Origin of the sequence: Andreprevotia sp. IGB-42 (genome assembly GCF_009848685.1) — a bacterium.
In the GTDB taxonomy this organism is placed as follows: domain Bacteria; phylum Pseudomonadota; class Gammaproteobacteria; order Burkholderiales; family Chitinibacteraceae; genus Andreprevotia.
The window spans coordinates 149,026-169,814 of record NZ_WXTX01000009.1 but is presented as its reverse complement, the minus strand read 5'-3'; the positions used below and the strand labels follow the sequence as shown (position 1 = coordinate 169,814).

General features: G+C 64.0%; 17 protein-coding genes. 6 read left to right on the top strand and 11 right to left on the bottom strand.

The features are described 5' to 3' along the window. Positions 1-358: 358 nt before the first annotated feature. From IGB42_RS14895 to IGB42_RS14880, 4 genes are all read left to right on the top strand, one after another. Entirely contained in the window at positions 359-724 is a 366-nt protein-coding gene (locus IGB42_RS14895) for a lysozyme inhibitor LprI family protein (RefSeq protein WP_159673001.1), read from the top strand. A gap of 68 nt (positions 725-792) precedes the next feature. After that, entirely contained in the window at positions 793-1,209 is a 417-nt protein-coding gene (locus tag IGB42_RS14890) for a GFA family protein (RefSeq protein WP_159672999.1), read from the top strand. 32 nt (positions 1,210-1,241) lie between these two features. Then, positions 1,242-1,616 carry a nuclear transport factor 2 family protein gene (locus IGB42_RS14885; RefSeq protein ID WP_159672997.1) on the top strand — a complete coding sequence of 125 codons (375 nt, stop codon included), beginning with the start codon at positions 1,242-1,244 and terminating at the stop codon, positions 1,614-1,616. A gap of 198 nt (positions 1,617-1,814) precedes the next feature. Then, complete coding sequence (locus IGB42_RS14880; protein ID WP_159672995.1) at positions 1,815-3,401, top strand: EAL domain-containing protein; 1,587 nt, start codon at positions 1,815-1,817, stop codon at positions 3,399-3,401. 11 nt (positions 3,402-3,412) lie between these two features. Here the strand turns inward: IGB42_RS14880 and IGB42_RS14875 are convergent, their stop codons facing one another. Genes IGB42_RS14875 through IGB42_RS14865 form a run of 3 tightly spaced genes read right to left on the bottom strand, consistent with a single transcriptional unit; the run spans position 3,413 to position 6,214 of the window. Then, positions 3,413-3,733: a ferredoxin family protein gene (locus IGB42_RS14875; RefSeq protein WP_159672992.1), complete on the bottom strand. Its 321-nt coding sequence runs from the start codon at positions 3,731-3,733 to the stop codon at positions 3,413-3,415. Next, positions 3,730-5,367: an FAD-dependent oxidoreductase gene (locus IGB42_RS14870; RefSeq protein WP_201799953.1), complete on the bottom strand. Its 1,638-nt coding sequence runs from the start codon at positions 5,365-5,367 to the stop codon at positions 3,730-3,732. The genes IGB42_RS14875 and IGB42_RS14870 overlap by 4 nt, the downstream gene beginning before the upstream one ends. Before the next feature lie 34 nt (positions 5,368-5,401). Next, the gene (locus tag IGB42_RS14865) at positions 5,402-6,214 is read right to left on the bottom strand and encodes a class I SAM-dependent methyltransferase (RefSeq protein ID WP_159672987.1); all 813 of its coding nucleotides are present in this window, start codon (positions 6,212-6,214) and stop codon (positions 5,402-5,404) included. A 432-nt stretch (positions 6,215-6,646) separates the two neighbouring features. Here IGB42_RS14865 and IGB42_RS14860 point away from each other — a divergent pair, with 432 nt between their 5' ends. Continuing rightward, positions 6,647-7,708 (top strand): transporter, encoded by a 1,062-nt coding sequence (locus IGB42_RS14860; protein ID WP_159672984.1) that lies wholly within the window; start codon positions 6,647-6,649, stop codon positions 7,706-7,708. A 477-nt stretch (positions 7,709-8,185) separates the two neighbouring features. After that, positions 8,186-9,334: a glycoside hydrolase family 19 protein gene (locus IGB42_RS14855; RefSeq protein ID WP_159672981.1), complete on the top strand. Its 1,149-nt coding sequence runs from the start codon at positions 8,186-8,188 to the stop codon at positions 9,332-9,334. Between the two features lie 202 nt (positions 9,335-9,536). Here the strand turns inward: IGB42_RS14855 and IGB42_RS14850 are convergent, their stop codons facing one another. The 8 genes from IGB42_RS14850 to IGB42_RS14815 all read right to left on the bottom strand — a co-directional run bounded on the left by IGB42_RS14850 (position 9,537) and on the right by IGB42_RS14815 (position 20,786). Then, the gene (locus tag IGB42_RS14850) at positions 9,537-10,274 is read right to left on the bottom strand and encodes a hypothetical protein (protein WP_201799952.1); all 738 of its coding nucleotides are present in this window, start codon (positions 10,272-10,274) and stop codon (positions 9,537-9,539) included. A 147-nt stretch (positions 10,275-10,421) separates the two neighbouring features. Beyond that, the gene (locus IGB42_RS14845) at positions 10,422-10,787 is read right to left on the bottom strand and encodes a ferredoxin family protein (protein ID WP_159672978.1); all 366 of its coding nucleotides are present in this window, start codon (positions 10,785-10,787) and stop codon (positions 10,422-10,424) included. Further along, complete coding sequence (locus tag IGB42_RS14840) at positions 10,784-12,370, bottom strand: FAD-binding protein (RefSeq protein ID WP_159672976.1); 1,587 nt, start codon at positions 12,368-12,370, stop codon at positions 10,784-10,786. Before IGB42_RS14840 ends, IGB42_RS14845 begins: the two co-directional genes overlap by 4 nt. A gap of 1 nt (position 12,371) precedes the next feature. Next, positions 12,372-13,310 carry an ABC transporter substrate-binding protein gene (locus tag IGB42_RS14835; RefSeq protein WP_201799951.1) on the bottom strand — a complete coding sequence of 313 codons (939 nt, stop codon included), beginning with the start codon at positions 13,308-13,310 and terminating at the stop codon, positions 12,372-12,374. Between the two features lie 78 nt (positions 13,311-13,388). After that, positions 13,389-15,860 (bottom strand): TonB-dependent siderophore receptor, encoded by a 2,472-nt coding sequence (locus IGB42_RS14830; protein WP_159672974.1) that lies wholly within the window; start codon positions 15,858-15,860, stop codon positions 13,389-13,391. A 280-nt stretch (positions 15,861-16,140) separates the two neighbouring features. Further along, complete coding sequence (locus IGB42_RS14825) at positions 16,141-17,760, bottom strand: rhodanese-like domain-containing protein (RefSeq protein WP_174764220.1); 1,620 nt, start codon at positions 17,758-17,760, stop codon at positions 16,141-16,143. Continuing rightward, positions 17,757-18,380, bottom strand: a complete 624-nt coding sequence (locus IGB42_RS14820) for a cysteine dioxygenase (RefSeq protein ID WP_159672971.1) — start codon at positions 18,378-18,380, stop codon at positions 17,757-17,759. The genes IGB42_RS14825 and IGB42_RS14820 overlap by 4 nt, the downstream gene beginning before the upstream one ends. A gap of 213 nt (positions 18,381-18,593) precedes the next feature. Beyond that, on the bottom strand, positions 18,594-20,786 hold the full coding sequence (locus tag IGB42_RS14815; RefSeq protein ID WP_159672968.1) for a TonB-dependent receptor: 2,193 nt from the start codon (positions 20,784-20,786) through the stop codon (positions 18,594-18,596). Positions 20,787-20,789: the final 3 nt, after the last annotated feature.

Sequence of the window (20,789 nt, the reverse complement as noted above, 5' to 3'; positions counted from 1 at the left end):
ATAGGGAAGGTGCAAATTTGTATTCTGTTTTCAATTTGCAAAAACTATTGAAAAGGCAATAAAGCCCCATAACGGCAAAAAATGGCCGAGCGGTGCCGTCACAGCGGAATAGCCGTGCCCTTTCAGTGAATAAATTATAGTTTTTAACTATCAAAGTCAATCGGGCCGCATGCAAATTGCCATCTTGCATACGCATCCGCCCGGCAGCGCCTGCCCACCCCGCCGGGCGCAGCACGGCCACAACGTGCGCGGGCGCCACACCGGTACGCAATTACCGGCAGCGTGGCGCATCCCTTGGCTACAATCAGCGCAACACGTCGCCGGCAAACCGCGCTGCCGGCACCACCACGGATCAAACATGCGTACCCGATACCTGATCGCACTGTTGTGCTGCACGCTGCCCATGCTGGCGCGCGCGGACGACGGCATCAAATGCAAGGCCGATGGCAACCAGCAGCAGATGAATGCCTGTGCGCTGGATGATTACCGCAAGGCAGACAAGACACTCAACGACCGCTACCAGGCGCTGATGGGCACATTGCCCGCGCCGCGCCAGCAAACCCTGCGCAAAGAACAGCGCGCCTGGGTCAAGCAGCGTGATCCGCAATGCAAGGCCGCAACCAAAGCCAACGAAGGCGGGTCGATCTGGCCGCTGGAATACTATGGCTGCCTGCAGGCCGCTACCGCCAAGCGCACCAGGGCGCTGGAAAAATGGCAGCGCTGACCGAAGCCGCCTGCACGGCCTGAAAGCCAATCATCAATGCCGTCCTACTCCCCCGAAGGAGCAAAGCAATGAGCCATATCCTGAACGCCAGTTGCGAGTGCGGCGCAGTGCAGTTCACCAGCACGCATGCCCCCATTCTGCAGCTGTACTGCCACTGCAGCGATTGCCAGCACGCCACCGGCAACGCCTACGCGCGCACGGCATTCTTCAGGCTGGCCGATGCCGACATCAGCGGCACGCTGGCGATCCATCGCTACCAGGCTGCATCGGGTGCAGCCACCACGCGCGAGGCCTGTGCCAGTTGCGGCACCCTGCTGTTCGATCGCTCTGCCGGCTTTCCCGGGCTGATCGGCGTGATGGTGGAAACGCTGGGGGACGGCTTTGCATTCAGCCCCTCCTGTCATATGTGGACACGCAGCAAGCGCGTCGATGTAACCATTCCGGATGGCATCGCCCAGTTTCCCGAGAGCCCGCCCTTTTCCTGATTTTCCTGTTCGCCCACTACGGAGGTTTACCCATGCAACGCAACCGCAAGGACATCGCATCCAGCTTTCTGCAACTGGTGGCAGCAGGCAGCGTGCGCGAAGCATTCGGTGAATACATCGCCGGCAACTTCCGCCACCACAACCCATCCTGCGCTGGCGACGCACATGCGCTGATGCTGGCGATGGAAGAGAACGCTTCCGCCATGCCGCAGAAAACGCTGCAGATCCAGCGCGCGCTGGTGGAGGGCGATCTGGTGGCCATCCACTCGCACATGGTGCCGGCACCGGGCGAGCGCGGCGTGGCGCTGATGCACCTGTTCCGCTTCGAGCGCGACCTGATCGTGGAGCTATGGGATATCGGCCAGCCGGTACCGGCGCAATCGGTCAACCAGTACGGCATGTTCTGATGCTGTAACCCTGCTTGCGGCTGATTCACACATCGACCGCATGGCCAGCACGCTTTCTGCACACAAGCAAAAACCCGCCGGATTCTTTACACAAAACTGAATCTGCTATGCTGTGAGTTCCGCATTCCGCCGGGCATTGCACCATGCAAGCAACGCAGGAACCTGTGCTGGCGCGCACCGGCAGGCCAGCCTGATGTGATGAAACGCCGCATCACCATCGCACTCTTCACGCTGCTGGCCGCCATGGCATTGCTGCTGCCCATGCTGCTGGGCGTGCAGTTGGCACAGCGCGAGGCCAACCGGCGCGAACACCGGCAACTGCAGGCCTATGCCGATACCGCTGCGCAGCTGGCGCAGCGCATTACCGTGCAGGCCACCACCGCCTTGTTCGAGATGGCGCGTATCCCCTATGAGCGCTGCTCGCCCGGCTACATGACGCAGATGCGCCGCATCACCTTTACCTACCCGGATGTGCGCGACGCCGGTGCGCAGGACGGCCAAGTACGCTTGTGCTCCGCGCTGCTGGGGCCGGAAGGCCTGCGCAAGCAGCGTTTTCCCGAACCGGACTGGCGTGGGCACAACGGCTTCGATGCGTGGAGCGATGTACCCAATCCGTTCGGCTCGCGGCACAAGGTGATGCTGCTGGGCTTCCAGGGCAACTATGTCTCGCTGGACCCTGCGTCGTACGTGGATCTGGCTGACCCCGGCATGCGCCACGTGGCCGTGTTCAATACCGAAACCAGCCATGTCTTTGCGGCCAGCCCCGGCGCGGATACGCAGCAGATGCTGGATGCATTCCATAATGGCAATCACCTGCCGGACCGGGATCATGTGTTTGCCAGCCGCATCACCGGCATCGGCCCGCTGGCGGTGGTGGCCAGCATGCCGCGCGGGCAGATGCTGGTGGCGTGGCGCCCGTTGCTGCTTGGCGGGCTGGCGGCAGGGCTGGTGAGTGGCACGCTGCTGGCGTGGCTGGTGCTGAGACTGCTCTCGCAGCGACTGTCGCTGGCCGGGCAGTTGCAGCAGGCGTTGCAACAGCATGAATTCACCGTGCATTACCAGCCCATCGTCGAGCTGGCCAGTGGCCGCTGCGTGGGCGCGGAAGCGCTGGTGCGCTGGCAGCAAGATCAGCAACTGATCAGCCCGGATCTGTTCATTCCGCTGGCAGAAAGCACCGGGCAGATCACGGCCATCACCGATCAGGTGCTCGAAACCGTGCTGGCCGAACTGGGTTCCCATCTGGTCAGCCAGCCTGCACTGTATGTGTCGATCAATGTCTGCGCGGCAGACCTCAGGACCACGCGTTTTCTGCAGGTGATTACCCGTGGGCTGGCCGGCACCGGCATCAGGCCGGCGCAGATCCGCATCGAGGCCACCGAGCGCGGCTTCCTGGATGCGGAGGCCGCCAGCAACACCATTGCCGCATTCCGCGCTGCCGGCCACCCGGTGTATATCGACGATTTCGGCACCGGTTATTCCAGCCTGTCCTACCTGCAAAATTTCAGGGTGGACGTGCTGAAAATCGATAAATCCTTCGTCGATACCATCGGGCAGGACGCGGCCTCCAGCAGCGTGGCGTCACACATCGTTGCCATGGCGCATACGCTGCAACTGCAGGTGGTGGCAGAAGGCATCGAGCACGCAGCGCAGGCGCAATACCTGCAAGAGCGCGGCGCGCAGTACGGGCAAGGCTGGCTGTTTGCCAGGGCCATGCCGGCGGCGGGGTTCCTGCGTTACCTGTCACAAGGCACGACAGCGCAAGCTACACCACCGCCCGGTACGTAAAACCCGGCGCCTTATCCGCCGCGCAGCAGCCGGAAGCTCTGATCGGGTGCCGGCTTGGCGCCAATGCCCCAGCCGATCGAGCGGCGATAGCTGCCCAGCAGTTCGGCCGCTTCCAGCTGTGCCTGCGCCACGATGATCTGCTGCTCGGCAAACGGTGCCACGTACAGCGCATCCACCGGGCAATACGCTTCGCACATGAAGCAGGTCTGGCAATCGTCCTGGCGGGCAATCACCGGATTGTCGCCCGGTACCGCATCGAACACATTGGTAGGGCACACCTGCACGCACAGGTCGCAATTGATGCAGCGCTCGCTGCTCACCAGCTCGATCATGCGGCCACCGCTTCGGCTTGCGGCGCGGTATGCCACGCGGCGCGATGCGCCTGCGTCCACACGGTATCGAGCCCGCCGCTATGGATGAAGTGCTGCTGTGCAGGGTCTTGCCCCACGCTATCCTGCCGCTTGTGCATGCCGCGTGATTCGGTGCGTGCCAGCGCGCTGCGGTACATCCAGCGCGCGGTCGCCACCAGCGCGGCCGCTTCGCGATCGCGCGCCTGGTCGGCCAGCGTATCGGCCGGGCCGGCCTGCTGCAGCGCCTGCCAGTAATCATCCAGCCGCGTGAGCGAATCGGTGAGCTTCTCGCCGGTGCGGAACAGGTTGCGGTGATAGGGGATCACCTCCTGCTGCACGGCTTCGATCACGCCGCGGCGGTCGATGGCACGGCCGCCACCGGCCAGCGTGGCGGTGCCAGCCCCTTGTGCGGGGCGGCTGGCGGCGTGCGCACCTTCTGCCAGTGCAAACGCAGCAGCCGCTTCACCGGCCCAGTAGCCCGATGAGGTGGCCCACGCCGCATTGTGGCTGCCACCACCGGTAAAGCCACCGCAAATCAGTTCGCGCGTGGCCGCATCGCCCGCCGCGTACAGGCCGCGCACCGTGGTGGCGCAACCATTGTTCACCAGCCGCAGCCCACCGGTACCGCGCACCGTGCCTTCCAGCCGCAAGGTCACCGGAAACTGCTGGGTAAACGGGTTGATGCCCACGCGATCGAACGACAGGAAGAAATTGGGTTGCGCTGCACGTGCATGGCGGCGGTCTTCATCAGTCGCCAGATCCAGCTTGGCATAGACCTGCGTACCTTCCTGCAGATGGCGCGCAATGATGCTGCGACCATGCTTGGCGCCCGCGCCGTCGATCAAACTGCCATCGGCATAGCGGAAGGTGGCCCAGCGGTAGAATGCCGATTTGGTCACCGGTGAAAACGCCGGGGATAGACCATACGCGTTGGAGAACTCCATGCCCGAGAACTCGGCGCCAGTTTCCGCCGCCATCAGGTAGCCATCGCCGGTCAGCACATTGCAGCCCAGCGCATTGGACAGGAACGCGCAGCCACCGGTGGCAATCACCACCGCACCACTGCGCACCCGCCAGGCCTCATCACCCTGGCGACTGGCGCCCTCCGCGCCCACCACCGCGCCTTCGTCATCCACCAGCAACTGCAACGCCGGGCTCTGGTCGAGGATCTTCACCCCCGCCTGCTTGATCACCTTGCGCATCAGCTTCATGTATTCCGGCCCCTGCAGCGACGTGCGCCGCTGCCGCCCGGCATCATCCACCGGGAACGGATAGCCCCACTGCGCCACCTGTTCCAGGTTGGCGTAGGTCTGATCGAGCACGCGCGTGGCCCAGCCACGGTCGGCCAGGTGGCCGCCCAGCGCCTCGCGGCTGGTCAAGGCGTTCTCGCGTGCTTCCGCCTCGGGTGGCACATACCATACGCCGGTGCCCGACGGCGCGGTCGCGCCGGATGTCCCCACGTAGCCCTTGTCGGCCAGTACCACGCGCGCGCCGGCCTGCGCAGCGCGCCACGCGGCCCAGCAGCCTGCGGGGCCACCGCCGATCACCAGTACATCTGCTTCCAGATTGCGCACTGCGGTGCGCACCGTTGTTGCCGGGGTGCTTGTCTGAGTCACTTCCATGCTCCTGGGTGGATAGCTGCGCGGCCGGTCAGGCACGCAAGGCAATGGCAAAGATGCGGGCGCCTTCCTGGCGGATGCCCTTGCCGTTGTGGGTGGCATCGAGCGCCACGCGGATCTCCTCGCGCGCGCCGGCCCGCAATGCCTCGGGCAGATGCCCAAGAAAATTGCCAAATGAGCTGGCCTGCGAGAAATCGATGGCGGCATCCGCGCTGGCGTGTACCTGCTGGTTGGGGCGCACATCGATGCGCACCGCACGGTAGCCGCCCTGCGCCAGCAGGCTGCCCAGCTCTGCGGCAGCCAGCCGGTCGGATGCGCCCTGCTGTGCCTGCGGGTAATCGCTGTACGGCGCTTGTGCCAGCACCTGCTGGCGGATGCGCTGCAAGGCGCTGGGATGTTCGCGCGAGCCGGTAGCAATGCCGATGCGGCCACCCGGCTTGAGCACACGGTGGATTTGCGCCAGCGCGGCCGGCTTGTCGTTCACCCAGTGCAGTACCGCGTTGAGGTAGACCACGTCGAAGGAAGCAGGCTCGAATACATCCAGCGCCAGCACATTGCCCACCGCAAAGGTGAGGTTGGCGGCGCGGCGGCGCTTTTGCTGCGCCAGCTCGATGCGCAGCGGCAACGGGTCGATGCCGATCACCCGGCCATGCGCCCCCACACGGCTTGCCGCCTGTTCGGCCAGCAGCCCCGTACCGCAACCCACGTCGAGCACCTGCTCGTTGGGCTGCAGCGCCAGCACATCCAGCAGCTGCAAACCGGCCTGGAACTGGCGCTCCACACTGACTGTTTCGTAATGCCGGGCGAGTTCGGGCGTATCAAGAACAAGGCTGGTACCGGACATGCGGCCTCCTGCACAGGGGCGATGGGATGCGTTCACTCCAGCACAAGCCGTGCCACCCTTTCAACCCACTTGCACATTGCCTTGCCGCCGCGTGCTCCGCTCAAGTATGCAGGCGCACTGTCGCGCAGCCAGCAGCACGGGCAGCGCTTTGCTGGCTTTGGTGCAGTCACTGCATCTTTGTACAAATGATCTGCGGCGCCCACCAGCAACTGCAACCTGACTGTCATATACGCGCCGGATAATCCACCCGGCGACGGCACCGGCAAGGATGCCGGCTGCGTGGCGCAGGCAAGGATGCCGGCTGCGTGGCGCAGGCAAGGATGCCGGCTGCGTGGCGCAGGCAGGCGCGCAAGCCATCATGCTGCCAGCCGTTGCGGCCTTCATCGGCCTGTCCAATCCATGCCGCCCCGGCGGCGCCCAACGCGAGCCGCCATGTCGCAACCCATTGCCCAAGCCACCTATGGCGCCGACCAGGCCGGATTGATCGCCGGTTTCCGCTTTGCCAGCGGCCAGGCCGGTACCGAGATCGATTCAGCCCAGGCATTGCAGTGGCTGCAAAAGCACAGCGATGCCGAAGCCGCGGGCAATGACCGCGCCAATGCCAGCAACGACGACGACGAATTCCTCTGGCTGCATTTCAACCTGGCGCACGTGGCGTGCGAGCGCTGGATGCATAACCACCTGGGCCTGCCCGATGCATTTTTCCAGGCGCTGCGCGAAGGCTCCAGCTCCACCCGCATCGAACACATCGACAACGTGCTGCTGGCAGTCATCAACGATGTGGCGTTCAGCTTCGGCATGGTGTCGTCGGACATTGCCACCATGTGGGCGTGCGCCAACCACCGCGTGCTGATCACCGCACGCGCCAAGCCGCTGCGCTCGGTAGACCAGCTGCGCGAGGCGGTGAAGCGGCGCGAGCGCTTCCACTCGCCGCTGGCGCTGCTGGTGCACCTGCTGGAAGACCAGGCCGATGTGCTGCTGCATATCGTGCGTGAAACCAGCGGCAAGGTGGACGGCATCGAAGACCGGCTGCTGGCGCAGCGTGTGAACGACAACCGCGCCGAGCTTGCCGCCATGCGCCGCACGCTGGTACGCCTGCAGCGCCTGCTGGCGCCCGAGCCCGGTTCGTTGTTCCGGCTGCTGAACCGCCCTCCCGCCTGGCTGCAGGAAGAGGATGTGAAAGCACTGCGCGAATCCACCGAGGCGTTCTCGCTGGTGCTCAATGACCTGACCGCACTGGTGGAGCGTATCCGCCTGGTGCAGGAAGAGCTGGCCGCGCAGCTCAACGAGCAAACCAACCGCACGCTGTTCACGCTGACCATGGTGACGGTGCTGGCACTGCCGATCAATATCGTGGCCGGCTTCTTCGGCATGAACGTGGGCGGCATTCCCATGGCCAACCACCCGCACGGTTTCTGGATACTGGTGGCGCTGGTGGCCAGCTTTACGGTGCTGGCAGGGCGCTGGGCATTCCGTAAGCAAAGCCAGTTTTAGCTGCCAGGCGCCCGCCTGCAAGCGCAGGCGACCCGGCAAGGCCATGCGCTGCAGTGGTCCACCATATTGCATGCTCGGCAATCGTCCACGCATCCTGTCGATCATGCTGCAAGCCGCGCATTTGCTCGAATGCATTCTTCCAGCACATGGCGGTACTGCCAACTTGCGGATTAAACCGTCAGTCGCAACGTAAATCTTTGTCTAACAAGGTGTTTTTATAAACACCAGCCGTTCATCCGCCGATCCGGGTGCCTGACTTCAAACGATCATCCCCAGCTACGCAAAGCAGGTACTGCATTGCGCTGTGCAAACCCTCATTCCTGCCCCCCGCTCCTTGCCGGCCAGCCCGGACTGCAGCCCTTTTGCCACATTGACTTTGCCCGGTGCGGCCAAGAATATGGTACAGCGCCGTGTAAGGATTGGCGCAGCGCTGGCGACATCCAGGCTGGCGTACCAAACACAATAAAGGAGCGAGATATGTTGGAAACCATTGCAAGACATCGCCACGGCAAGCTGGCCAGAAACACCCTGCTTGCCGCCGTACTGGGCATCAGCCTGCTGGCACAGGCCGCACCACTGTGGCAGGAAGGCAATACCTATACCGCCGGCACCGTCGTCACCTACAACGGCAAGGACTACAAAGCCCTCGTCACGCATTCCGCCTATGTAGGCACCAACTGGAACCCGGCGGCCACGCCAACGCTGTGGGCTCCCGTCAGCGGCTCCTCCAGCCCGGTGCCTACCCCGGTACCGACCGGCGCGCCTGTCCCCACGCCGGCCCCGTCCACCGGCAACTGCAGTGCCACCACATGGACAAGCGGAGTGAACTACACGCTGGGTACGGTAGTGCGCTACAGCAATGGCAGCTATTACAAGCTGGTGAACGTGGGCGGCAATGGCAGTGACGGCACCGATCCCACCGTCAGCACCTGGTACTGGCAGCCCACTACCTGCACCGGTGGCGGTGGCGGCACCTCCCCCACCCCGACGCCGATTCCTGGCGGCGGCAATGGCTTCGTGGTGAGCGAAGCCGATTTCAACCGCATGTTCCCGGGCCGCAATACGTTCTACAGCTACCAGGGGCTCGTCAACGCGCTGTCTGCCTACCCCGCATTTGCCAACAGCGGCAGCGACACCACCAAGCGCCAGGAAATTGCCGCCTTCCTTGCCAACATTGCGCATGAGACCGGCAACCTGGTGTACATCGTCGAGCAGAACCAGGCCAACTGGCCGCTGTATTGCGATCCGGGCAGCCGCTATGCATGCGCGCCGGGCAAGCAGTACTACGGCCGTGGCCCCATCCAGCTATCGTGGAATTTCAACTACGGTCTGGCCGGCGAAGCACTCGGCCTGCCGCTGCTGGCAGACCCGGATCTGGTCGCACGCGATTCGGCCGTAGCATGGAAAACCGCCATCTGGTACTGGATGACGCAAACCGGCCCGGGCACCATGACACCGCACAATGCCATCGTCAACGGCTACGGCTTTGGCGAAACCATCCGCAGCATCAATGGCTCGCTGGAATGCAATGGCCGCAACCCGGCCCAGGTGCAAAGCCGCGTAAATTCGTACCTGAACTTCACGCAAGTTCTCTCCGTCACTGCGGGTAGCAACCTGAGCTGCTGACCGCCAGACCGAGCCTGCCCCGCCGGGGCAAATGGCAACGGGGCCCGCAGATGCGGGCCCCGTTTTTCATTGCTGCATACGCGCTGGTGCCGGGTGCATCAGCCCGCCATCATCACCCTCTACTGTTGGCCGGTAGCCGGTTCAGATGAGCGGCCAGCGCGCTTCGGGATGACGGGCAGCGGCCCGCCACCCCCCCGCCTGTTTACGCCTTCTTCGCCGGTGCCTTCGGCGCTTCCACCACGGTTTCTGCTGCAGTCGGGCGGCCGGTCTTGATGTTTTCAACCTGGGCCAGCACGGCTTTCAGCTTGGCAGCTGGCAACGCTTCCAGCGCATGCAGGCCAGCGCGCAGCAGCTCGCTCTTCTTGATGCCGATACCCAGGCCCAGCGCCGTTTTCTTCAGCGCATCGATCTTGGCGTAGTCCGATTCAGGCATGGTGAAGCTATCGCGGATCACCTTGGCCTTCTTCTTTTTCTTGCCGGCCTCTGCTGCAGCCGCGGCTTGCCGGGCGGTTGCGGCCTTGCTGGCTACCGGCTTGGCAGCGGCTTTGGCCTTGGCCGGCGCAACTGCCGGAGTACTGGGCTTTGCAGCAGCCTTGGCAACGGGTTTCGCAGCCGGCGCAGTTTTCGCGGTCGCTGCCGGCTTCACTGCAGCGGTGGCGGCTGGCGCTGCATCAGCAGGTGCAGTGGCAGGTTTTGCTGCAACCGGCTTTGCGGCGGCTGTTTTTGCAGCAGCAGGTTTTGCCGGTGAGGCTGCAGCGGGCTTCGCCACTGCTGGCTTGGCAGCAACTGCTGTCGGTGCGGTTTTCTTCTGCGCTGCCACCGGTGCAGCAGCTTTGCCGACGGCCTTGGCAGCAACTGCAGCGGTTTGCGCGGCAGGCTTGGTATCGGTGCTGGCGGGGGCGGTCGCTACTGTGGCGGTCGGTGTAACAGCTTTTTTCATTCTGGCTCAGTCCAATCAAAGTGATGATTAAACAATATATACCGTTTACCCCGTTACGGGAAATGACTGTTTTGTGTCAACAAGAAAATAATTATCCTGTAGCGACCGCAGCCAAAATCATACACCCGCCGCTTTTACCAAAGCCATTCAGCCAGTTTGCTGTGCACTGGCCAGTGCACGCGCCAGCAGGAACACGCGATCCATCCGCCAGTGCTCGTTGGCATAGCGCGGGTCGCTCGCCCATTCATCCCAGCCCGAATCACGACGGAACTGCCCCAGCAGCCCTTGCGCCAGCACCGCCTGCCGATCCACCGGCTGCGCCGATTCACAATCCGCCCCTACGAAGATCGCATCTTCCTGGCAATACAGCTCGCACATGAAACAGGTCTGGCAATCTTCCTGGCGGGCAATGCGTGGCGGGCCGTCGCTAGCGGCTTCCAGCACATTGGTCGGGCACACCGCAACGCACTGGTTGCAGCCGGTACAACGGTCACTGACGATCCATTCAATCATGCTGGCTGCTCCTCTGGTTGCGGGGTACTGACTGGCGTTTGCCACTGCGGCTGATCCACACCGTGCTGCACCAGCCGGTGCGCCAATGCCGCATCGGTTTGCCGGTGATCGAGGCGATGATGCATGCCGCGTGATTCCGCCCTGGCCAGTGCGCCGCGATAACTCCAGCGCCCGCTCGCCACCAATGCGGCGGTTTCACGCCATTTCATCCGGTCTGCACCATCCACGCCGGCGCTGTCGCGGATGGCCTGCCAAGCGTCATCCAGCAGTGTGAGCGATTGGCGCAAGCCGGCGCCCGTACGGAAGTAGTTCTTGTCCAGCGGCAGCATTTCCGCTGTCACCAGCTGGCGTACCGCTGCCAGTGGTGGTGGTGCCGCACGCGTACGGGGGCGCAGCCCTGCCTCGCCCGCGCCCTGCACTGCCGCTTGCGTGCGGATACCCACGCTGCGTGCATGCCGCGCGGCGCCCTGCCCGGCCCAATGGCCGGACGACAACGCCCACGCCGAGTTCTGTGCGCCGCCACCCGATGTGGCGCCGGCAATCAGCTCGCGCGTGGCCGCATCGCCAGCGGCATACAGGCCCGGCACGCGCGTGGCGCAATCGTCGCTCACCACGTCCAGCCCGCCGATGCCGCGCACCGTGCCCTCACCCCGCAAGGTCACTTCAAAACGCTGCGTGTACGGATCGATGCCCTGGCGCGCGAACGGCAGCATCACGTTGGGGGAAATGCGTGGCAGTTGCGCGCGCACGTCCGCCGGCATCTTGTGCAGGCTGCAGAACACCGTGCCCTGCAGCAGCGCACGCGCCAGTGCATCGGTGGAGCCGGGGCCGGGCGGAATCGGCAACTCGTGGCCTGCGGCATCGTAATAGGTGGCAAACGCGTACGACATCGATCGCGTCATGCTGGTGTGCACCGGCGCCACCGTGTAGTAAGTGGTGAACTCCATGCCCGATAGCGCCGCGCCCGCTTCGGCCGCCATCAGGTAGCCATCGCCGGTATTGGTATGCGCCCCCAGCAGGTGCGAAAGGAATGCACAGCCACCCGTTGCCACTACCACCGCACCGCTGCGCACCTGCCAGTCCTGGCCCAGCTGGCGCTGGTGGCCGCGGGCGCCAGCCACTGCGCCATCAGCCAGCAACAGCAATTCCAGCGCCGGGCTCTGGTCGAGGATCTGCACGCCCTGGTCCAGCGCCAGCCGGCGCATCGCCCGCATGTATTCAGGGCCGCGCAAGCCACGGTATTGCGTGACGCCTGCATCATCTTGCGGAAAATCGTAATAGCCAGCCAGCGTGGGCAGCGTTTGCCACGTCAGCTCGATGATGCGCGCCATCCATGCCGGGTCGGCCAGGCCAAACGCAGTGGCCAGGCGTTTCTCGATCGCGGCGCTGCGCAGTGCCGGGTCGGGCGGCACCCACCAGTGGCCGGGCCCGGCCGTGGCCGTCACGCCGCTGGTGCCGCAGTAACCCTTGTCCGCCAGGATCACGCGCGCACCGCTGCGCGCGGCCGCCACTGCCGCCCAGGTACCGGCCAGACCGCCGCCCAGCACCAGCACATCGGCTTCCAGCTGCAGCGTTTCGCGCATGTCATGGCTCCTTGCTGAACGAGGGGTCCAGCCCCTGCGCGGCATTGAGCCTGGCCGTGATCACACCGGAGTTGAACCAGGTATCGGCCGTTTTCTGCTGTGCGGCGATCACTTTCTGGTCAATCGGCACCGCCTGCGCGCTGGCGCGCTGCGCGGCAAACTTGTGTACCGCTGGCGTCAGGCCGGTGATGCGCGACTGGATCAGCGCGTGCTCGTCCAGATGCGTCAGCGCCCACTGCTGCGAGATGCGGTAGCGGCGCAGGTAATCTGTCAACGCGGCACGCTTGGTGCGGATTGCTTCATCGGTCGCCACCTGGTAGCTCAGGCCCGACAGCAGCCCGGCACCATCCACCACCACCCTGGCCTTGTCGTTGATCTGCGCCAGCGCCGTGTACGGATCCCACACCGACCACAGATCCACATCGCCCGAGGCCAGCGCGGCTTTCGCATCCGACGGGTTGAGGAAGATCAGCGTGACATCGCCGGGCTTGAGCCCGGCTTTCTGCAGCGCAGCGATCACCAGGTAATGGCCGATCGAGCCGCGCGTGGTGGCGATGCGCTGGCCCTTCAGGCTGGCCGGCCCCTGCAGGGTGGAATTGGCGTTGGCGAGGATAGCTACCCCGCGCGATGTGTTGCGCATCGCACCCACGCCTTTCACCGGTGCCCCGGCTGCTTGTGCAAACAGCAACGGTGCATCGCCCACCCCGCCGGCATCGATGGCGTTGGCGCGCAATGCCTCCAGCAACGGCGCGGCATTGGGGAAGTCGGACCATTCGATCTTGTAAGGCAGGTTTTTCAGCTGGCCGGATGCCTCCAGCGTGGCGCGTGCGCCGCCACGCTGGTCGCCGATACGCAGCGTAACGGTTTCTGCCGCGTGGGCGGCAAGCAGCAGCACGCTGGCAGCGATGGCCAGCAGGGCGTGGATTCGATGCATGTTCATGAAGTCTCCGTATGCCCGCGTGATCAGGTAGCGGGCAGTCAGGGCCGTGCCGGGGCAACGGCCGGATTGGGGAAGAAGCTAGTCGAAACGGTAGGTCAGCCGTGTGTAGTAAAAACCGCCGTTGATGCCGAACGGGGAGAAGCTGCCGTAGCCGCCGTTGCCGGTCTTGGCATCGATCACGCCGATCTTGTCCGGGTACACGTCGAACAGGTTGTTGGCGCCGATGGCGAGATTCACGTTGGGCGTGAACGCGTACGACACATCCAGATCGGTGATCCACTTGGCGCTATAGGTGCGGTCGTTGGCCGCATACACACCGGTTTCCACGTAATCGCCGTAGCGGGTCAGCCGCAGGTTCACGTTCCACTGCTTGATCAGCCAGTCGCCCGACAGCACCAGCTTGTCCTGCGGCGTGCCCACGGTGAGATCGCCCTGTTGCTGGCGGTTGAACAGGTCGTAGCCGATCTTGCGCAGCTGCTGCGGCGTATCCTTGATATGGGTGATGCGTGACTTGTTCCACGAATAGCCGGCGCTCCATTTCACTGCGCCGTAGTCGTCAAGGTTGCTGGTGTATTCGCCCACCACGTCCACGCCGCGGGTGCGGGTATCCACCGCATTGGTGTAGTACTGCGCAGACAGCCCCGGCGTGAGGCCATTGGCCGCCAAAATGGCAGAAACCACCGGGCCATTGAGCAAGCTGGTCTGGGTGATGCGGTCGCTGATGTCGATCTGGTACGCATCCACCGTCAGGCGTGCCGAGCGCGTGGGTTCCAGCGTGAAGCCCACGCTGTAGTTGAGCGATTTTTCCGGCTTGAGCGGCTCCGCACCCAGCGCTTTTGCTTCCGGCGAGGTCACGCGCAAAACCTTGATCGGGAAGGTCTGCCACACGCCGGTCGGTGAAATCTGCCCGGTGAAGGTGGACGACGAATACAGCGTCTGTGCCAGCGACGGCGCGCGGAAGCCATTGCTGGCGGTACCGCGCACCGCAAAGCCCGGCGTGAATTCGTAACGCGTGGTCAGCTTGCCCGAGGCGGTATTGCCCGCGCTGTCCGAGTAATGCTCGAAGCGCCCTGCCGCTCCCAGGTACCACTGTTTGGTGATGTCCGCGCCCACATCCAGATACGCCGCGACGTTGTTGCGGGTGATCTCGCCAGAATCTGCCGGTGACGTACCGTTGTACGACGCCAGCCCCGGCTGCGGGTGCAGGCCCTTGAAGAAACCGCCGGGGATCACATAGTTGCCGATTGCGTACGACGATGGATCGCCCGGCAGGATGCGGTACTGCTCCCAGCGCTGCTCGAAGCCGATCGAGACATCCAGCGGCTTGGCGAGGCCGGCATCGAAGCCGCGCGTGAAATCGAGGTTGTTGGTCCACTGGTCATAGATTTGCGTGGCCAGGTTGAACGATGTGGGGCTGGCTGGCCCGAGCGTGGCGTTCAGCGTGTTCTCGCCATCGAGCTTGGCGTGATCCTGCCCGTAGGTGGAGCTCAGGTCCCACTTCCAGTTGCTGACCGTGCCGCGTGCACCACCCGCCACCTGGAAATCGGTTTCATAGATGCGCCGGTAGGCATTGAAGCCATCCGGGTAGAGTTCGGGCAGCGCGTTGAGGTTGTTGGGCAAAAAGCTGCCGGTGTTCTTGCGCGAGTTGCGATACGCCAGCGTGGAGAACGAATACAGCACGATGTCGTTCACCGGCAGTTCGGCGTTATAGGCGCCACTGACCACCGCATCGCGCCCCTGGCCGTAGCTCAGCCCCCAGGTCCGGCGATTGACGGTCTTGTCGCGCGGGTCCGGCTGGCCGTTGGGCAGCGGGTTGTACACATGCGCCAGTGATGAAGGATCGCCACGCGGCGCCGCTTCGTTGGCCTTGGCATCCAGCGAGAAATGCGCAAAGCCCTCCTCACCCAGACGGATGCCCCAATCGAGCGTCTGGTGGCCGGATGCACCGTCCCCCTCGTAGTTCTGGCCGATGGTGGTGGTGGATTCACCGCCGGAATCGGTCTTTTTCAGCACGATGTTGATCACGCCGGCAATCGCATCGCTGCCGTACAGCGCGGCAGCGCCATCGCGCAGCACCTCGATATGGTCGATAGCCGCGACGGGGATCAGGTCCAGATCCACCGGCACGCCGCCATTGCCCACCCGCGCCAGATTGTTGATCAGCGCGGTATTGTGCCGGCGCTTGCCGTTGACGAGGTACAGCACCTGATCACCGCTCAGGCCACGCAAGGTGGTGGCGCGTACCGTCCACGAGGTACCGCCGCCATTGATGCCGGGCAGGTTGAACGACGGCAGCAACTGGTTGAGGATTTCCTTCAGGCCGGTCTTGCCGGTGGCCTGGATCTGCTCGCTGGTCACCACGTCGATCGGCACCGGGCTATCGGCCACCGTGCGCTGCTCGCCGCGCGTGCCGGTGGTCACCACCACGTCCTGCACCTGGCCGCTGGGTGCCGTCTCTGCCCATGCCAGCGGCAACGATGAAAACAGCGCCAGTCCAGCCCAGAAACGGCTGCGTTTCGATAATGCCCCCGGAAATTGCTCAGCTGCCATGACCCACCCTTTTTATAATTAAAACAAATATAAAAACAAAACAAAATCGTTATTGGATATTTGAAAGCGAGCATACGGGTGGGCGTACTGCGAGGGCAAATCAATAATCAACATGCTTTTCATGCAAGAAACGCATGAAGCGGACGGGGTTTCCGCCAGGCAAAAAAAACCGCGAGGCTGGACTCGCGGCAGGGCAACAGGGCACGACAGCCCTGCCATGGAAACGGGCAGGCTGCCGGGCTGATCAGGCAGGCCGATCACATGGCTTTGCTGGATACGGCTACTGCGCGGCCAATACCTTGAAGCCATGCGTGCCATCCCGCCCCAGTTGGGCCACCAGGCCGAATTCCCAATCCAGGTAAGCCTGCATCGCGCTGTGCGGGTTATCGGTGCCCTCATACGGGCGGCGGTAAACATCATCCGGCGGGCTGGCAAAGCGCACCGGCTCGCGCTCCAGCGGCAAGCCGGCGGCCAGCCATGCCTGGGTGCCGCCATCAAGCACCTGCACCGGCCGGCCATTGATTTCCGCTAATTCCGCGGCCGCGTAGCTGGCCAGCGCACCATCGCCGGAGGCCAGCACGTAGTGCGCGGCCTGCGGCAAGTCGGCGGCAATCTCCACCAGTTGCGTGCGCAGTGCAAACCACGCGCCGGGGACATGCCCTTTGCGGTATTGCGGGCTGGGTGCCAGATCAATCACCACCGCCTGGCCGTTCTGCAGCAACGGTTGCAGCTGCCGGGCGGAAATCACCGCAACCGCCGGCAACGCCGGGCGCCGCGGGCGGTAGGCACCGGTTTCGGTCCACCGGCTGGTATCGAACTCATCGAGCACGCTCACATCCCAGCCCATCTGGGCCAGCCACGATGCCGCCATATTGGCGCGGGTACCGTCATCGTCCAGCAGCACGATGCGCGCACCGCGCACCGGCGCCACGAAATCGGTTTCCTGCACCAGTTGCCCGCCCGGTGCGTTGATCACGCCGGGCAGGTGGCCAAGCTGGTATTCGGCCGGATCGCGCACGTCGAACACATAGGTGGTGCGGTGCAAGTCTGCCCGCCACTCGGCCAGCTGCCGCGCGGCAATGCGCGCCACGCCGGCACGGTCGGCCAGTTGCCGGGCTTGGGTGGCTGCCCACGCCCGCGCTTCGGCCGAGTACACCCCCGCACGGCGCGTCTGGCCGCGCTCCAGCGTCTGGCCGGCCAGCGTCCAGCCTATGGTGCCGTTACGCAGCGCCCAGACCGGGTTGGGCACGCCGGCGTTCACGAGGGATTGCGTGCCGATGATGCTGCGCGTGCGCCCGGCGCAATTGACAATCACCGGCGTGGCCGGATCGGGCGCCAGATCGCGGATGCGCAGTACCAGCTCGCCACCGGGCAGGCTTTGCGAACCGGGGATATTCATGGTGTGGTATTCATCGAAGCGGCGCGCATCCACCACCACCGGCGGCGCATCGCCCTGCAGCAGTGCGTGTACCTCCGGCGCGCTCAGCGACGGCGTATGCCGCTCGGCCTCCACCAGCTCACCGAATGATTTGCTCGGTACATTCACATCACGGAACAGCTCGCCGCCACCGTGCTCCCAGCCGGCCAGGCCATCGGCCAGCAGGCTGACCTGCGTGTAGCCCAGTGCATGCAGCCGCTGTGCCGCCTGCAATGCATGCGCATCATCGTTGCCGTAGATCACCAATTGCGTGGTCAGGCGCGGAATACGCTCGTACACATCGGTTTCGATGCGACCCAGCGCCAGGTTGGCGGCAAACAGCGGGTGCGATTCGGCATACGGTGCTTCCTCGCGCACATCAAGCAGGGCAATTTCCTGCCCGGCCAGCAATGCCGCGCGCACTGCGGCACCGGTGGTGATGGCAAAGTCGCCGATCACGGCGTTTTCAACTCGGGTATTCATGCGGATACATCCTGTTGCAAAGTCAGTGGGCCTGCCCAGATATTGGGCAGGTGCGTATTGGAATAACCGGAAATGAATGGCTTGGCCGCACCGCCGGGCTCGAACGTGCTGCGGGCAATGGCGCCAATATTGCCGCCATACACATGGATGCTCACCGATACCCCGCCCGCCAGCGCATTGCTCACCTGGTGCACGTCACCGATGCTGGGCGATACCAGATCGACCTCGCCCGCCTCCAGCCGCTTGGGCTGGCCACTGGCCCGCAATTGCCCATCGCCGCCGCGCCCGAATGCCTGCGCCGTTTCGGCACCGCGCAGCACCCCCACCGCGCCCCACACCGTGTGGTTGTGCACGGGCGTGAACTGGCCCGGCCCCCACACGAAGCTGACCACGGAGAAACGCTCGCACGTATCGGCGTGCAGCAGGTATTGCCGGTAACGCTGCGGATCGGGCACTGCGTATTCATCAGGCAGCCAGTCGTCGTGCGCCACCAGCGCGGCCAGCGCGCGGGCTACCGCCGGCAACAATTGCGCCTCGGCCGGTTGTGTATCCAGCAGCGCGCCCACCTGGTGGACGAAATGCCGCAGACGTTGTTCAGGCTGGATGATCAGTTTGCTCATGGTGGATCCTCAAACGTTGATACGGGTCTGACCGCCGGACCGGTCATGACTGCTTGCCGACGGCCTGAATGCCCGAGCCTGTTTCCCGCCAACCAAGACCGATAGCGCGGCACCCTCACAGCGGCGAGCACCGCTGTCGCACCGGCCCCCGGCCTGGCCGGGGGCTTGATCGCGCGGCCAGTGGATGGTCGCCACAAAAGACATCACAGGCGCTCAGAAGTTGTACTGCTCGCTGAGCAACCAGGTACGCGGCGCGTTGTAGTTGCTGTAGTACGCGGTGCTGGATGGCACATAGGCGCTGGACTGCGCATACGCATCGTTGAGCAGGTTGCTGACCGACAGCCGCGTGAGCCAGCGCGAATCTGCCGACAGGTAACTGATATTGCCGTTGATGAATTTCTGGGCCGGGATCAGGTAGGGCTGCGTGTTCATCGCGTTGGCGTAAGAGCTGGTCTGGTACTGGATATCCGCGTTGAAGCGCAGCACACCCGGCAGTTCCACCGGCACCACATAGCTGACCGCAGCGCTGGCACTCCAGTGTGGCGAGAAGGTCAGGTCCTTACCGGCGGCATTGGTGCCCGGCCCGCCCGCATTGGCAAAGTCGTCGTACACCGCTTTCAGGTACGCCAGGTTGAACTGCAGCGACAGGCCACGCGCCACGGTGGCCGCGCTTTCCACTTCCACCCCCCAGGTATGCGCCTTGGCGGCATTGAAGCGCTGGTTGGCGCCGGTTGCCGGGTCAAGCGCGGTGGCTTGCAGATCGTCATAGCTGTTGTAGAACAAGGCAGTGTTCAGGCGCAATTTGCGATCGAACAATTCGCTCTTCAGCCCGGTTTCATACGTGGTGACCGTTTCGGGCGAGAACGGCGTGGTGGCCGCCAGATAGGTGGGCGCACGGTTATCGTAGCCGCCGGCCTTGAAGCCGCGCGCCACGTACGCGTACTGGTTGGTGGTGGGGTTCCACTGGTAATCCACGCCCAGTTTCGGCGTGATGCTGGACCATGCTTCGCTGTCCTGCGCGGCGAAATCGCGGCCGATGATCTGCTGCGCCGGGTTCAACAGGTAATGCGTGTAGTCGAAATCCTTTTGCTCCCGCGTAAAGCGGATGCCGGCGGTGGTACGCAGCGCATCGGTGATGCGGTAATCGCCCTGCCCGTACAGCGCAATGCTGTCGGTCACCGTGGTGCTGTACTCGCCCAGCCGCGAGGTCTTCTTGCTGGCCGCCACATAGGTATTGTTGTTGCGGTTGGCTTCGAAGTTCTCGTGGTAGTAGTAAAGGCCGGCGGTGAAGTCATAGCGGTCGTAACTGCCGTTGAGCTGGAATTCCTGCGTGAAGTAGTGCTGCTTGTACTTGATGAGGTTTTGCTGGATCTGCGCCGCCTGGCCCGAGTTGTCGTAATCCACCGGCTGATCGAATGCCGAATACGCGGTCACCGATTTGAACTGCAGATGGTCATCGATGGCATACAGCGCACGCAACACGCCGGACCCCTGGTTCAGGTGGTTTTTCGGATCGAGCGATGAATACGTTACCCACGGGTCGTACTGCCCGGGTGGTTGCTGCTGCGGGGTATAGCTGGTGGTATCGCTGCGGTCCGCCAGGCCATTCACGGTCAGCTGCACGTCCCAGCCAGCGGCCGGCTTGGCGCGCAGCTTGCCGCGCACGGCGGTTACATCGATATTGTTCACGTACTGATCACGTGTGGGGTTCCAGCTGGTGCCATCCCGCGACAGATGGATCAGGGATAGACTGCCGAACAGCACGTCGTCCTTGATCGGCCCGCTGATCAGCGCACGCACATTGAGCGCATCGAAGTTGCCGCCGCTCACCTGCACGAAACCACGGGTATTTTCATCCGGATCGCGGGTGATCACGCGGATGGCACCGGCGCTGGAGTTGCGCCCGTACAGCGTACCCTGCGGGCCACGCAGCACTTCCACCTGCTCGACATCGTTGAAATCGAGCATGGATGAAATCGCCCGCGGGATATACAGGTCATCCGCGTAGACGGCGACTGCGGCTTCCTGGATCGGGTCCGATTCCCCGATACCGCGCAGCGAATACGTTTGCGTGCTGTAGGAGATCGATGAGCGCGGCATGTTCAGGTTGGGCACCCGGCCGGCCAGATCGCGTACCGATTCGATTTTCTGGTCTTCCAGCTGTTGCTCGCCGAACACCGACAGCGCGATCGGCGTTTTCTGCAGGTTTTCTACCTTGTGCTGCGCAGTCACCGTCACTTCCGGCACGCTGCCATCGCCATCCTGCGCGTGGGCCAGCGGCGCCAGCAAGGCAGCCACGACGGCAAGACGGGCTGCTGAGGGAACAAAACGGGATTGCGGTTCAAGCGGGTGCTGCGGCGCAGGCTTGCCCTGCGCACGCCCGTGGGGGCGAACGATACGTGTCATGAC

Bases quoted from the DNA above. Each gene is read 5' to 3' on its own strand.
- IGB42_RS14895 (WP_159673001.1), top strand. From the start codon at position 359: ATGCGTACCCGATACCTGATCGCACTGTTGTGCTGCACGCTGCCCATG.
- IGB42_RS14890 (WP_159672999.1), top strand. From the start codon at position 793: ATGAGCCATATCCTGAACGCCAGTTGCGAGTGCGGCGCAGTGCAGTTC.
- IGB42_RS14885 (WP_159672997.1), top strand. From the start codon at position 1,242: ATGCAACGCAACCGCAAGGACATCGCATCCAGCTTTCTGCAACTGGTG.
- IGB42_RS14880 (WP_159672995.1), top strand. From the start codon at position 1,815: ATGAAACGCCGCATCACCATCGCACTCTTCACGCTGCTGGCCGCCATG.
- IGB42_RS14875 (WP_159672992.1), bottom strand. From the start codon at position 3,733: ATGATCGAGCTGGTGAGCAGCGAGCGCTGCATCAATTGCGACCTGTGC.
- IGB42_RS14865 (WP_159672987.1), bottom strand. From the start codon at position 6,214: ATGTCCGGTACCAGCCTTGTTCTTGATACGCCCGAACTCGCCCGGCAT.
- IGB42_RS14860 (WP_159672984.1), top strand. From the start codon at position 6,647: ATGTCGCAACCCATTGCCCAAGCCACCTATGGCGCCGACCAGGCCGGA.
- IGB42_RS14855 (WP_159672981.1), top strand. From the start codon at position 8,186: ATGTTGGAAACCATTGCAAGACATCGCCACGGCAAGCTGGCCAGAAAC.
- IGB42_RS14850 (WP_201799952.1), bottom strand. From the start codon at position 10,274: ATGAAAAAAGCTGTTACACCGACCGCCACAGTAGCGACCGCCCCCGCC.
- IGB42_RS14845 (WP_159672978.1), bottom strand. From the start codon at position 10,787: ATGATTGAATGGATCGTCAGTGACCGTTGTACCGGCTGCAACCAGTGC.
- IGB42_RS14840 (WP_159672976.1), bottom strand. From the start codon at position 12,370: ATGCGCGAAACGCTGCAGCTGGAAGCCGATGTGCTGGTGCTGGGCGGC.
- IGB42_RS14835 (WP_201799951.1), bottom strand. From the start codon at position 13,310: ATGAACATGCATCGAATCCACGCCCTGCTGGCCATCGCTGCCAGCGTG.
- IGB42_RS14830 (WP_159672974.1), bottom strand. From the start codon at position 15,860: ATGGCAGCTGAGCAATTTCCGGGGGCATTATCGAAACGCAGCCGTTTC.
- IGB42_RS14825 (WP_174764220.1), bottom strand. From the start codon at position 17,760: ATGAATACCCGAGTTGAAAACGCCGTGATCGGCGACTTTGCCATCACC.
- IGB42_RS14820 (WP_159672971.1), bottom strand. From the start codon at position 18,380: ATGAGCAAACTGATCATCCAGCCTGAACAACGTCTGCGGCATTTCGTC.
- IGB42_RS14815 (WP_159672968.1), bottom strand. From the start codon at position 20,786: ATGACACGTATCGTTCGCCCCCACGGGCGTGCGCAGGGCAAGCCTGCG.